Source organism: Cedecea neteri, assembly GCF_000758325.1.
GTDB lineage: Bacteria > Pseudomonadota > Gammaproteobacteria > Enterobacterales > Enterobacteriaceae > Cedecea > Cedecea neteri_B.
In genome coordinates, this window is record NZ_CP009459.1 from 274,454 (window position 1) to 285,819 (window position 11,366).

Here is an 11,366-nt window from a genome sequence, read left to right on the forward strand (position 1 = left end):
CTCTGGAATCAATGCCGAAGAAGCAGAACCAGGGCAAAAAAAACCGGCGCACTCTGGCACCGGTTCTGTCACGCTGTCGGCACGTTAAATGGCGACAGGCGCTTTGATCGCCGGATGCGGATCGTAGCCTTCAATCTCGAAGTCTTCGAAACGGTAGTCAAACAGAGACTCCGGCTTACGTTTGATAACCAGCTTAGGCAGCGCGCGCGGTTCACGGGTTAGCTGCAGGCGAGTCTGTTCCAGGTGGTTGCTGTACAGGTGCGTATCGCCCCCGGTCCAGACAAAGTCGCCCACTTCCAGGTCGCACTGCTGAGCCATCATGTGCACCAGCAGCGCATAGCTGGCGATGTTGAACGGCAAACCAAGGAAGATGTCGCAAGAGCGCTGGTAGAGCTGGCAAGAGAGTTTGCCGTCTGCCACATAGAACTGGAAAAACGCATGGCAAGGGGCCAGTGCCATTTTATCCAGCTCGCCCACGTTCCACGCAGAGACAATAATACGCCGGGAATCAGGATCGTTTTTCAATTGGTTGATCACGGTGGTTAGCTGATCAATATAACGCCCGTCAGGGGTTGCCCACGAACGCCATTGTTTGCCATAAACCGGGCCGAGATCGCCGTTTTCATCCGCCCATTCGTCCCAAATCGTCACCTTGTTTTCTTTCAGGTACGCGATATTGGTATCACCATTGAGGAACCACAGCAGCTCATGAATGATCGAACGCAGGTGACATTTTTTGGTGGTAACCAGTGGGAAGCCTTCCTGCAGGTTAAAGCGCATTTGATGCCCAAAAATCGACAACGTGCCGGTACCGGTACGGTCCGCTTTTGGCGTGCCCTCTTCGAGCACTTTTTTCATCAAATCAAGATACTGTTTCATGTCACCTCACGAAAGTTGCTGCTGCGGACGGCGGTAAGCCCAGACCATCATAATGATACCGGCAACAATCATCGGAATCGACAGGATCTGCCCCATGCTGATGTACTGTACCCAGGTGCCGGTGAACTGCGCATCCGGCTGGCGGAAGAATTCCACGATGATACGGAACGCACCGTAGCCAATCAGGAACAGGCCAGAGACGGACCCCATTGGGCGAGGCTTACGAATAAACAGGTTCAGGATGATGAACAGGACAACCCCTTCCAACGCCAGCTCATAAAGCTGAGACGGGTGGCGAGGCAGTACGCCGTAGGTATTGAACAGCGACTGCCATTCCGGGTGCGTAGCCAGCAGGCCAACGTCTTCACTGCGAGAACCAGGGAACAGCATGGCGAAGCGGAAGTTCGGGTCAACGCGGCCCCACAGTTCACCATTGATAAAGTTGCCGAGGCGGCCAGCCCCTAAACCAAACGGGATCAGCGGAGCAATAAAATCAGAGACCTGGAAGAAAGTGCGTTTGGTGCGACGCGCAAACCAAATCATCACGCAGATAACACCGATCAGGCCGCCGTGGAAGGACATACCGCCGTCCCAGACTTTGAACAGGTAGAGAGGATCGGCAAGGAAGACCGGCAGATTGTAGAAGAAGACATAGCCCAGGCGCCCCCCCAGGAACACGCCCAGGAAGCCTGCATACAGCAGGTTCTCTACTTCATTTTTCGTCCAGCCGCTGCCCGGACGGCTGGCGCGGCGCCCGGCAAGCCACATGGCGAACACGAACCCGACCAGGTACATGAGCCCGTACCAGTGCAGGGAAACCGGCCCGATGGAGAAAAGCACCGGATCAAATTCAGGGAAACGCAGATAGCCACTATTCATCTGTCACCACAAGCTATTGTTACCTCACCCAAAATAGAAGGTGAGTGGCAAGTACGCACCACTCTGGATGCGCTCCGAAAGCAGCGGATCATAGCACAAACAGCCAGAGTGATTGATTACGGAAGTTGTAAAAGATGTGTAATGTCCCGGTGATAGCGGGGCATACAGGGTAATGCAGAGCGTATTCGGGAATGTGAACCAACACAAGGCATTAAAGAAAACTGACTGGGAAAACCCTGTGGGGTTTTCGGCTGATAAGCCACAACAAGGGAAAGACCACGCTTTTTCCCTTGTTGTCAGACGGAGGATAATGTCCCGGTGATACCGGGGCATTGAGAACGGATCAGCGCCCGCCGCGAATCAGGCCACCCATGCCGCGACGCTCCATAAAGGCTGCTACCTGGTGGCGCACTTCCGTCGCCATTTGAGCTTCAAGGGTACGCTGAGCAAGCACTTCAGCCTCTTCAAGCTGAATATGGCGTAACAGGTATTTGATACGTGCGACGGAACGGCCGTTCATTGAGAGGTGACGGTACCCCATGCCCACAAGAATCGCGACGCACATCGGGTCACCGGCCATTTCACCGCACAGGCACAGATCGATGTCATAACGTTCCGCCTCGCGGGCAATCAGGTTCAACGTACGCAGCATCGCCGGATGCAGGCTATCGTAAAGGTTAGCCACCCGCGTGTTATTACGGTCAACCGCCAGCAAATATTGGGTAAGGTCGTTTGTGCCAACGGAAATAAAATCAATGCGCCCGGCCAGGTGCCCCATCATGAACACCATGGAAGGCACTTCAACCATCACCCCAAGCCTAAACTTTGGCAACTGATAGCCTAATTCCTCTTCGACTTCCCGGCCCGCGCGATCGATAAGCCTGCGTGCATCATCGATCTCATCGATGCTGGTAATCATAGGCAGCAGAATACTTAAATTCCCCGTAGCCGCATTCGCTCGCAGCATTGCGCGGACCTGGATCAGAAAGATCTCAGGCTGATCCAGCGTAATACGAATGCCTCGCCAGCCAAGACAGGGGTTCTCTTCGCTGATGGGCATATACGGAAGCTGTTTATCCGCCCCGACGTCCAGCGTTCGCAGCGTCACAGGTTTGTCGTTAAACATCTGCAACATGCCCTGATACTGTGCAACCTGCTCTTCTTCCGACGGAAAACCGCTTTGCAGCATAAACGGAATTTCGGTGCGGTACAGCCCGATGCCGTCGATACGGCTGCCAAGCTGTTCTTCATGCTCAGGACTAAGCCCGGCATTCAGCATCACCTGCACCCGCTCGCCGCTTTTTAACGCCGCGGGCTGTTCCACGTCATCTTCCGCCAGACGGCTAAGTTCGTTCTCCTCGGTCACCAGGCGCTGGTATTCCTGCAGTAAAACCGGCTCAGGATCCACCAGCAATTCACCGCGATAGCCATCCACGATCAGCATACGGCGATGCAGAGCCGATGGCTGAATATCAGCGCCCATGACGGTTGGGATACCCAGAGCACGGACCATAATAGCGGCATGCGAGTTAGCCGCACCATCGCGCACCACAACGCCCGCCAGACGGTTTTGCGGCAGCTCAGCAAGCGTGGTGGCTGAAAGTTCGTCGGCAACCAGCACAAAGCGCTCAGGCCAGGTATTCGGGCTTTGAATCGTGTCATCGAGGTGGAACAACAGGCGCTGCCCCAGCGCTCTGAGGTCGCCCGCTCGCTCTTTCAGGTAGCTATCTGAAAGGCTGGCAAACTGTTCAGCAAACTTCTCCACCACCGTTTTCACGGCCCATTCAGCGACCAGGCCTTTATCTACCTCGGCAAAAAGCTCGCGGCGAAGGCGGGCGTCGGTCAGCAGGTGAGAGTAAAGATCGAAGATTGCCGCAGTCTCTTTCTGAGCCCCGGCGGCAAAACGCTTGCTGTAGCGGCGGAACTCCCCGGAAGCCTCTTCCAGCGCGGCGGTCAGGCGCTCACGCTCAAGCGCCGTGTCCAGGGTCGACGCTTCAAAAACTTGCTCCATCAGCGGGAGGGTGGTGTCCATCCAGCCTTCGGCAATGGCCACCCCAGGCGATGCAGGCAGCGCGCGGATACGAGTCTGGCGATACTGTCCAAACAGAGCCGCTAACTGAGACTGCGATAATATCCCAGCCATCTGCGTTGCCAGCGTAACGAGGAAAGACTCTTCGCTCTCATCGTACTGCCGGTGTTCACGCTGCTGGACAACCAGCACCCCCAGAAGCTGACGGCGCTGGATAATAGGCACGCCGAGGAACGCACGAAAACGCTCCTCTTTTACGGCGGGAACATATTTAAAGCTGGGGTGTTTTTGCGCATCGGCAAGGTTAATCGGCTCCGCAAGCCGCCCAACCAGGCCCACAATACCTTCATCAAAGGCAAGCGTGACGGTGCGGCCGCGCGGTTTCTTTAACCCGCGCGTCGCCATAAGGTAAAAACAGCGGCGCTCGTGGTCGGCGAGATAAACCGAGCAAACCTCGGTATCCATCGCAAGGCAGATATCAGTCACCAAAATATCCAGCGCCTCATTGAGGCGCGGGGCACTAGCGACCTTTTCGACTATTTCTCGCAGACGGGTGAGCATTTTTCGCGTGACTTAACCTCTTTTACGTCGCCATGCCGGCGAGTTATTGCGTGGTGGCGTAACTTCCTGCAGTGGCATCACCACGCTGGCAAACTCTTTCATTACCCGGCGATAGACATCGCGCTTGAATGAAACAACCTGACGGACCGGATACCAATAACTGACCCAGCGCCAGCCATCAAATTCCGGCGTGCTGCTGGTTTGCATGTTGATCTCACCGTCACTGCTCAGCAACTGCAAAAGAAACCATTTTTGTTTTTGGCCGATACAAACCGGCTTTGTGTCCCAACGCACCAAACGTTTAGGTAATTTGTAACGCAACCAGTTTCGGGTCGAGGCAAGAATGCGAACATCTTTTCTTTGTAGACCGACTTCTTCGAAAAGCTCCCGGTACATTGCCTGTTCAGCGGACTCGCCAGGATTAATGCCCCCCTGGGGAAATTGCCAGGAATGTTGGCCAAAGCGTCGCGCCCACATCACCTGTCCCTGCCGATTACATATTACGATCCCAACGTTGGGGCGGTAGCCATCATCATCGATCACCGGACTACCTCAAAACAAACTTAGATTGCATCGATTGTTTCATACAAGTGTCAGGCGGTAAACCACTCTCTCGGCGGCGCCTGCATGGAATAACATTTGAATAACTCACAAAAGATAGCCGGGTTATAAACAGGGGACGGTCAAAACCGGCGGTTTTATTCACTTTTTCTGTGGATATAACTGTGAAGAACTACCGAATTACATCGGGACAACTCGGGACAAGTAAAATCAGGCGTAATCCGGGTACACATTAAAAACTTTATATTTCATAATCATAACACCATAAAAATGACACACCACTTTCATAATGTGATGATCGTCACATACGAAGATCGCCAACTGATGAAAGATCGCACAATGTCGTTTTTATCCACAGATTGTGCCAACAAGTTAGTCACAAATCGGTGATAAATTGTATTTTAGTGCTCCGTCAAGGCTGTAAATGGAACCAGTAGTCACGCTTTTTCCCAGTTATCCCATTTTTCTGTGGATAACATGGTGTAAGATCCTGTTCATTGTCAGTGACCAGATTTGGAAAAGCGTTTTTAATCCTGTCGCAACGAAACGGCTGCCTTTAAAAACTCATTATAAATCAGAATATTGTTAATCTTATCCTCAGACGGCTAAACTAAGCTTTCGCTGTGCACAAAGTGCGTTCATTTTTTAACCAAAAAAAACATCAACGAGTTATGCAACCAATACGTCCGCTCATCACGCCCCCAAGCAGCGAAGCCGAGCTGCTCCAGCAGGCACAATGCGTCGCCGGTTACACTCTGGGCGAACTGGCGGCCTGCGCTGGCCTAAAGACGCCGAAAGACCTGAAGCGAGATAAAGGCTGGATTGGCGTATTACTGGAGCTGTGGCTGGGGGCCAGCGCGGGCAGCAAGCCCGAACAAGATTTCGCCGCACTCGGGATCGAACTGAAAACGATCCCGGTGGATAGTCTGGGCCGCCCGCTGGAAACTACATTCGTCTGCGTCGCGCCGTTAACCGGTAATAGCGGCGTCATTTGGGAAACCAGCCATGTGCGGCATAAGCTTAAGCGCGTGCTTTGGATCCCGGTTGAGGGAGAAAGGCAGATCCCGCTTGCCGAACGGCACGTGGGTTCTCCGCTCTTATGGAGCCCTTCAGAAGAAGAAGAGCAGCAGCTGCGCCTGGACTGGGAAGAACTGATGGATTTGATCGTGCTGGGCCAGGTCGAGCGCATTACCGCCCGTCACGGCGAAGTGCTGCAGCTGCGGCCAAAAGCCGCCAATAGCCGGGCGTTAACAGAGGCCATCGGTGCTGACGGCTCGCCTATTCTCACGCTACCTCGCGGCTTCTACTTAAAGAAGAATTTCACCACCGCCCTTCTCGCACGGCACTTCACACTCTAATACCCACCGCAGGAAATGGAATCCAGGGTTCTGTCAGCAAGTGCCGGGAAATGTTACATTTCCCTCGACCTATTAAGAATTTGCCGCTTTCCTTCTCTTATTCATCAGGTTATTACTAGACTTATTAACGAGATCCCTTCCTGACGAGGAACACACCGATGACTAAATGGGCAGTAGCAATCTCCGCCATTGGTCTTGCCTTCGCCGTTTCAGGCTGCAGCAGCGACTACGTAATGGCCACCAAAGATGGACGAATGATTTTGACCGAAGGCAAGCCGAAGGTCGATGAAGATACCGGTCTGGTGAGCTATCGCGACCAGCAAGGTAATGAAATGCAGATCAACCGCAACGACGTTTCCCAGATTATTGAGCGCTAATCTTGCAGGGTCAGCCCCCAGGCTGGCCTGATGATTTTTCTTACTTTCCCCTCTTTCGCTTTGCTCCGGCCTCTGCCATGTTTATAGACCTTTTGTCGGGTAACGATGCCTGACGTGTCAAAAGAACAACAGGAAGCCGGCTATGCACTATCACCGTATCCCCCACAGTTCACTTGAAGTCAGCACGCTGGGGCTGGGAACCATGACCTTTGGTGAACAAAACAGCGAGGCCGATGCCCACCAGCAGCTCGACTATGCCGTCAGTCAGGGCGTGAATCTGATTGATGTCGCGGAAATGTACCCGGTGCCGCCGCGCCCGGAAACCCAGGGCTTAACCGAGAGCTATGTCGGCAGCTGGCTTAAAGCTCGCGGCAACCGCGAAAAACTGGTTGTTGCTTCCAAAGTCACTGGCCCAACCCGCAACAACGACGCGGGCATCCGCCCAAACCAGATCCTCGATCGGAAAAACATCCGCGAGGCGCTGGATGCCAGCCTCAAACGCCTGCAAACCGATTACCTCGACCTCTACCAGGTCCACTGGCCGCAGCGCCAGACCAACATGTTTGGCAAACTCGGCTACACCTGGAGCGACACAACCTCGCTGCCGGTAACGCTGCTGGAAACGCTTGAAGCGCTGACCGAGTGCCAGCGCGCCGGGAAAATTCGCTATATCGGCGTCTCGAACGAAACGCCGTGGGGCGTAATGCGCTATCTGCAGCTTGCGGAAAAACACGATCTGCCACGCATCGTGACCATTCAGAACCCCTACAGCCTGTTAAACCGTAGCTTTGAAGTTGGCCTGTCTGAAATCAGCCAGCACGAAGGCGTTGAGCTGCTGGCTTATTCCTGCCTCGCCTTCGGCGTGCTGTCGGGCAAATACCTTAACGGAGCCAAACCAGCGGGCGCTCGCAACACGCTGTTTAGCCGCTTTACGCGCTACAGCGGCGAGCAGTCGCAAAAAGCCGTTGCGGCCTACGTGGAGATAGCTAAACGCCATAATCTCGACCCGGCACAAATGGCGCTGGCCTTTGTTCGTCGCCAGCCGTTTGTGGCCAGCACGCTGCTCGGTGCCACGACGCTGGAACAGCTGAAAACCAACCTTGAAAGCCTGCATTTGACGCTAAGCGAAGAGGTGATTGAGGAGATTGACGCGGTGCATCGTATCTATACTTACCCGGCACCGTAAAAATCTAAGGCCCTCGAAAGAGGGCCTTTTTGTTATTTCTGTTTGATTTGCCACAGCCACAGCGCGCTAATGGCCAGCGCAAACACCGCCCCAAACCCAATGCCAATGCCAACGATGGAGGCCCCGGTTTTCACCGCCAGAGAGAACAGACCCAGCATCAAAAGCATCGCCGTGTTTTCACCCAGGTTTTGCACGGCAATGGCATTACCTGCCCCGACCGTGTGCTTGCCGCGCTCCTGTAGCAGCGCGTTAAGCGGCACCACAAAGAAACCGCCCAACAGGCCAATTAACACCAGCAAAGCGTAAGAAGGCAGCAAAGAATGTTGAAGAGCAAAAATCAGTACGCCAACGCCAATTAAAATCCCGGCTGGCATGCAGCGAGCGACGGTTTCCAGCGTCACCAGCTTCGCGGCTACCCCGGCCCCCACCACAATCCCAACCGCAACCATCGCGTTCAGGTAAGTCGGCGTCGCGTTATCCGTGATCCCTAACGCCACCGGCACCCACAGCACCAACAGGAAGCGCAGCGTCACGCCCGCCCCCCAAAACAGACTGGTACCCACCAGCGAAAAGCGCGTTTCACCGCTGCGCCAGAGGCTGCGGCATGCCGAAAAGAAGCTGTGCGTCATCGGCTTGAAACGCCATGACTGGCCGGGGCGCGCGGCGGCAAGTTTAGGGATAAAGACGTTGGCAACCACCGCCCCACCGTACACCAGCGCACAGACGACCAGCGCCGCCGTCAGGTTCCAGTCTGCCAGCACGCCGCCGGCAACGGATCCCAGCAGGATCGCCGCAATGGTAGAGGACTCCATCAGGCCGTTGGCCTTCACCAGCCGGTCGCCCGTGGTCAGCTCGCCGAGAATGCCGTATTTAGCCGGTGAATAGGCCGCCGCACCGATGCCCACCAGCGTGTAGCCGACAAACGGATTCAGTCCCAGCGCAATCACCGCCGCACCAACAAGTTTCATGCTGTTCGCCAGCATCATCACTCGCCCTTTGGCGAAGCTGTCGGCTACCTGACCCACAAACGGCGCGAACAGGATATAGGCCCCAACAAACACCATTTGCAGCACCGGCTGACTCCAGTCCGGATAGAACTGTTGCTTGAGCACCGCGAGCGTGGCGAACAGCAGCGCATTATCGCCAAAAGCTGATAAAAACTGTGCCGCGGTCACCGCCATCATGCCGCGAGACCACAAAGAACCGCTATTGTCAGCCTGTTCAGCCATGGGCTTTCTCCGCTTCATCGACCTGCGCTTTCAGGGTAACGAAATCTGGTTTTCCGCTGCCTAACACCGGCAGCTGTTTGAGGAAGCGAATATCGCGAGGCACCGCCAGCTCAGGCACACCGTGCTCACGCGCATAATGCAGAAGTTTTTCGCGGTTAAGTTCGCTGTCGGTGGTAAACATCACCAACGCTTCACCTTTGGCGGCGTCGTGCTTCACCACGGTGGCATGCAGCTTGTCAGGCGAAATGCCGATCGCCATCTGCTCAACCATCTCAAGCGACACCATCTCCCCGGCAATTTTGGCAAAGCGCTTCGCACGCCCCTGGATCACGCAATAGCCCTGCTCGTCGAAGGTCACGATATCGCCGGTGTCGTACCAGCCGGGTTCCATCTCACCCAGGCCATTTTCAGCCTCAGGCTTTTCCAGCACGCCAGGATTTTCCACACGCAGATAACCGTTCATGATGTTTGGCCCTTTAAGCTGCAGCCTTCCGCCCTGCTCAATACCAGGCACCGCCAGCAAGCGAGCATCCATTGCCGGAAGAATGCGGCCCACTGTGCCCGGCTTCGCCGCCATCGGTACGTTGATAGACACCACCGGCGCACACTCGGTCACGCCGTAGCCTTCCAGAATGCGCAGGCCAAATTTGTCCTGCCACAGCTGCTTTGTGCTTTCCTGTAGCTTTTCTGCCCCGGCAACCACATAGCGCAGGCGGAAGAAATCATACGGATTAGCAAAGCGGGCATAGTTGCCGAGGAACGTCGAGGTGCCAAAGACCACCGTGCAATTGCGGTCGTAAATAAGTTCCGGCACCACGCGATAATGCAGCGGGCTTGGGTAAAGGAACACTTCCGCCCCGGTCAGCAGCGGCGTGAACAGCCCCACCGTCAGACCAAAAGAGTGAAAGAGCGGCAACGCGGACATAAATCGGTCATCAGCGGTGAAGTCCGCGATGGTGCGAATCTGCTCCACGTTGGCCAACAGGCTTTTATGGCTGTGCACCACGCCTTTTGGGTTTCCTTCCGAACCGGAGGTAAACAGCACCATCGCCGCCTCTTCCGGCTGCTGTTTCACCTGGGCCAGGCGAGGCGCAAGCAGGTGAGCAAAGATCCACACTTTATCCTGCAGGGTGATGGTGGACTTTAAATCCTCCAGATACACCCAGCGCACCTGCGTCAGCTGTTCCGGTAGGTGCCACAGCTTGCCCTTATCCAGGAACTGTCGGGAGGTAAAAACCGTCTTGATTTGCGCCGCAGTAATCGCGCTGGTCAGCCCTTTTACGCCGGCCGTGTAGTTCATCATTGCCGGAATACGGCCCCGGGATGAAGCGCCAAAAATCACCGCCGCGCTGATCGCCGCATTCGGCAGCATCAAACCAATGGTTTCACCCTGTTCGCTGTATTTATCGAGGATTCGGCCCACAAACAACGTTTTTTTCAGCAGGGAGCTATACGTATCTGGCTTGAAGTTAATGTCTTCAATACAGTTTTTACCCGAGCCGTACCGATCCTTCGCCGCCAGCAGCGCCTCAAAAAGCGTCTCACGCGGGCGCACGGCCATACGCGCTTCCATCATGATTTGGTGCAGCATCTCGCCGGCCATTTTACGGCGATCCCGTGCCCGTGGGGCTTCCGGCATAGCAATGGAGGTTGGCGGTAAAAGATGCAGACTAATACGTGGGAAAGCCCGACGTTTTACCAACCCTTTCAGGCGACTAAAGAAGGTCAGCTCCGCGCCGTCGATGCGCAAAGGCACAACCGTGGCCTGTGCTTTAGCTGCCACAAACCCGGCCCCATCGTAGATTTTCATCAACGATCCGGTCACGCTGATGCGCCCTTCCGGGAAAATCACCACCGGACGCCCCTGCTCCACCAGGCGCACCAGGTGCTTGATAGACATCGGCCTGGTCGGATCCAGCGGGACAAAATCAATCAGCGGCTTAAGCCAGCGCATAAACCACTGCTGGCTTATTGAGGAGTAGACCGCGAATACCGGACGCACAGGCAGAAAGAGTGCAACCAGGATCCCGTCCAGAAAAGAGACGTGGTTCGGCACAATCAGCACCCGCTGGCGTTGAAGCACCTGCGGATCGCCGGAAAGAGTTACCCGGAACAGAATGCGAAATAGCGCACGGAAAAAAGCAAGAAGCATAGCGACTCTCTTTGTCGTCTGTCGGTCAGCATTAAGTGTAGAGTCGCAGAGTACACCAGTTGCGTTAAGTGCGGGAGGGGGCTCAAAAAATGGCAAAAAAAAACCTGCGCATCTGCGCAGGTTGGTGCAAAAGAATTGTACTCAGCAGAGTACCA

Annotated in this window: 9 protein-coding genes; 3 read left to right on the forward strand and 6 right to left on the reverse strand. The window is 55.1% G+C overall.

All coding sequences use genetic code 11. From position 1 onward, the window contains the following. Window positions 1–84: 84 nt before the first annotated feature. The 4 genes from thyA to rppH all read right to left on the reverse strand — a co-directional run bounded on the left by thyA (window position 85) and on the right by rppH (window position 4,891). Window positions 85–879 (reverse strand): thymidylate synthase, encoded by a 795-nt coding sequence (thyA, locus tag LH86_RS01310; RefSeq protein ID WP_039297744.1) that lies wholly within the window; start codon window positions 877–879, stop codon window positions 85–87. Window positions 880–885: 6 nt separating this feature from the next. Next, window positions 886–1,758 carry a prolipoprotein diacylglyceryl transferase gene (gene lgt, locus LH86_RS01315; protein WP_008458462.1) on the reverse strand — a complete coding sequence of 291 codons (873 nt, stop codon included), beginning with the start codon at window positions 1,756–1,758 and terminating at the stop codon, window positions 886–888. A gap of 343 nt (window positions 1,759–2,101) precedes the next feature. Next, the gene (gene ptsP / locus LH86_RS01320; protein ID WP_039297746.1) at window positions 2,102–4,348 is read right to left on the reverse strand and encodes a phosphoenolpyruvate--protein phosphotransferase; all 2,247 of its coding nucleotides are present in this window, start codon (window positions 4,346–4,348) and stop codon (window positions 2,102–2,104) included. A 12-nt stretch (window positions 4,349–4,360) separates the two neighbouring features. Then, complete coding sequence (rppH, locus tag LH86_RS01325) at window positions 4,361–4,891, reverse strand: RNA pyrophosphohydrolase (RefSeq protein ID WP_008458467.1); 531 nt, start codon at window positions 4,889–4,891, stop codon at window positions 4,361–4,363. Window positions 4,892–5,580: 689 nt separating this feature from the next. Here rppH and mutH point away from each other — a divergent pair. From mutH to LH86_RS01340, 3 genes are all read left to right on the forward strand, one after another. Beyond that, a complete protein-coding gene (gene mutH, locus LH86_RS01330) occupies window positions 5,581–6,267 on the forward strand; it encodes a DNA mismatch repair endonuclease MutH (RefSeq protein WP_039297748.1) in 687 nt (228 codons plus the stop codon). A gap of 158 nt (window positions 6,268–6,425) precedes the next feature. Beyond that, window positions 6,426–6,644 carry a YgdI/YgdR family lipoprotein gene (locus LH86_RS01335; protein WP_008458470.1) on the forward strand — a complete coding sequence of 73 codons (219 nt, stop codon included), beginning with the start codon at window positions 6,426–6,428 and terminating at the stop codon, window positions 6,642–6,644. A 142-nt stretch (window positions 6,645–6,786) separates the two neighbouring features. After that, window positions 6,787–7,830, forward strand: a complete 1,044-nt coding sequence (locus LH86_RS01340) for an NADP(H)-dependent aldo-keto reductase (protein WP_039297750.1) — start codon at window positions 6,787–6,789, stop codon at window positions 7,828–7,830. 32 nt (window positions 7,831–7,862) lie between these two features. On the opposite strand, the gene lplT is transcribed toward LH86_RS01340, so the two are convergent. Together lplT and aas are read right to left on the reverse strand one after the other, a co-directional pair. Continuing rightward, window positions 7,863–9,059: a lysophospholipid transporter LplT gene (lplT, locus tag LH86_RS01345; protein ID WP_039297753.1), complete on the reverse strand. Its 1,197-nt coding sequence runs from the start codon at window positions 9,057–9,059 to the stop codon at window positions 7,863–7,865. Further along, window positions 9,052–11,211 (reverse strand): bifunctional acyl-ACP--phospholipid O-acyltransferase/long-chain-fatty-acid--ACP ligase, encoded by a 2,160-nt coding sequence (gene aas, locus LH86_RS01350; RefSeq protein WP_039297755.1) that lies wholly within the window; start codon window positions 11,209–11,211, stop codon window positions 9,052–9,054. Before aas ends, lplT begins: the two co-directional genes overlap by 8 nt. Window positions 11,212–11,366 lie beyond the last annotated feature (155 nt).